Here is a 2,208-nt window from a genome sequence, read left to right on the forward strand (position 1 = left end):
GTTCTGCCCCTACTGTGGTCAGGCATATAAGTTACCTAAATCCAAAACTTTGAAGTCTTGAATAGACTATTAATAAAGGGTTTCAAGGTTTGAGTGAGAATAATTAGGCGTATGTCGGCATAACCCCTGTTCGTCAAGGTGATGTTCTGATTAATGATGATTTTAATAATCAGAATTTTGATTTTTCGAATGTTGATTCTTTCCTCGACATAAGTTTCTCTAATCGTTCGCTTATTGACTCCTCTGGAAGTCCTGGAGGAAATATTTCTCTCATTGGAAATAACGTTTCTATAGATAGCGGTTCAGTGTTACTTGTTCAAAGCTTTGGAGATAGACCATCAGGAGATATTCAAGTCAAGGCTATCGAAAAATTAAATCTCCTTAATATCGCTGAGGACGGTAGATTCTCAGGCCCAGTTATCACTGCAATTGTCGAAAATCAAGATGATGCAAGGATTGCAAGTACATTTCTAACCGACAATCTCGGGAATAGTACTGGTGGAGACATCATCATTAAGACGAAATCGTTGAATCTCATAAATGGCGGGCAAATTTCAACAAGAACATTTCTAGCAGGGCAAGCTGGCGATATTATTATTGATGCTAGTAATGAATTAAATGTATTAGATTTCTCTCCTGAATTCCCAATATTTTTTAGTAATATAAGTAGTGCTACATTTAGCTCAGGCGCATCGGGTGAGGTCAGCATTTCTACTGATCAACTCCTGGTGACAAACGGCGGCGTCATCGGGTCTGCAACATTTGGCCCTGGCTCTGGTGGAAGTGTAAATATTTTGGCAACAGATATTCGTTTAGCTGGTATTTTACCTTTTTTCTTGTTCCCGAGTTCAATCAATGCTGCTACCTTTGGTCCAGGTGATGCTGGAGAGTTGACGATTAATGCCAATACCCTGTCATTGTTCGATAGTTCAAGGATTGGAACCTCTACTGTAGGAACGGGTAATGCGGGTACTGTAAATATTGATACTTCTGAATCTATATTCATAAGCGGTTCAAATCCCATTTCCCCTAATCCTAGTCTAATTGATTCGTCTGCCAGTATTACTGGACCTACCTTTGAAGATCAGCTTGGAGCTTTGCCAGTGCCCCTAGGTAACGCAGGAGGCTTAAATATTAGTACAAAAAATCTTTCTGTTGTTGATGGAGCTTTGATAAGTGTTAATAACGATGGTCTTGGTAATGCCGGGAATATAAACCTAGAAGCAGATTTCTTGAAACTTAGTAGTAGAGGAGAAATTTCCGCTTCTACCGAGTCTGGGAATGGCGGTAATATTCGGCTTCAGAGTGAGCTTTTAAGTCTTGACGATAGTATCATTTCTGCCTCGGCCAAAGGGCTTGGACTGGGAGGGAATGTCGCAATCAACTCATCATTGATTGTAGGTATCGGAGAAAGCCGTATTTCGGCAAATGCTGAACAAAGTGTGGGTGGTCGGATTCGTATTGATACCCTGAGTGTGTTTGGCGAAAATCTTACGATAACAGCAACTTCTGACCTGGGGTCTCAATTCGATGGTCAAGTAGAAATTGATGTTGAGGATAGGCCCGTCCTTGTAGATCAGGTTGAAATTCAACAGCCAAGAACTAACACTGTCAAGCTAGCGTGTTCACCTGATTCTTCTAGTGGTCAGTCATCGTTCTCAATGCAAAGCTCTGGCGGGCTTGCTGCTCAGCCACGAAACTTCTCTCAGACGCTACCTATTGCTTCGAAGAAAGCTGCAGAGCCACAGTTGTCGTTTTCTGCCCCGTTTATCGTTGATAAAGAGTCGGGTAAGAAAGTATTTTTGGTTGAGCCGTCTGGTTTTCATAGGCAATCTGACGGTACTCGGTGTTTAGGGTACATCGGAACAGAAAACAACGCTAAGGCTGTAACGCTTTGAGGGTATAGATTTCAGGCTATAATTTTCGCATTTCTCGAGGCAGCGAAATTGACACATTCCTTTCTAGGTATAGGTTTCAGGGAAATAACTTTTTTGATTATTAGCTCATGAGCTACTGAAATCCTTTCTGTTAGGTACTTTCAGCGGTTTAGTTTGTCATTGAGGCTGGTTGAGTTCATAGTTTGTTGTTCCAGAGTAGGTCTACTACTCCAGGCCAAATACTAAAAATGCTGAATTACGAGTCACAGTCTGTTGCTTCTGATGAGAATGCTCTACTCACTGATCACTTTCTTTAGTGCGCTCATTGCGA

Annotated in this window: 1 protein-coding gene; it reads left to right on the top strand. The window is 41.5% G+C overall.

The features are described 5' to 3' along the window. The first annotated feature begins 305 nt into the window (after nucleotides 1-305). Nucleotides 306-1,898: an autotransporter outer membrane beta-barrel domain-containing protein gene (locus tag C1752_RS27905; RefSeq protein ID WP_110989301.1), complete on the top strand. Its 1,593-nt coding sequence runs from the start codon at nucleotides 306-308 to the stop codon at nucleotides 1,896-1,898. The last annotated feature ends 310 nt before the right edge of the window (nucleotides 1,899-2,208 follow it).

Source organism: Acaryochloris thomasi RCC1774, assembly GCF_003231495.1.
Classification (GTDB): Bacteria; Cyanobacteriota; Cyanobacteriia; order Thermosynechococcales; family Thermosynechococcaceae; genus RCC1774.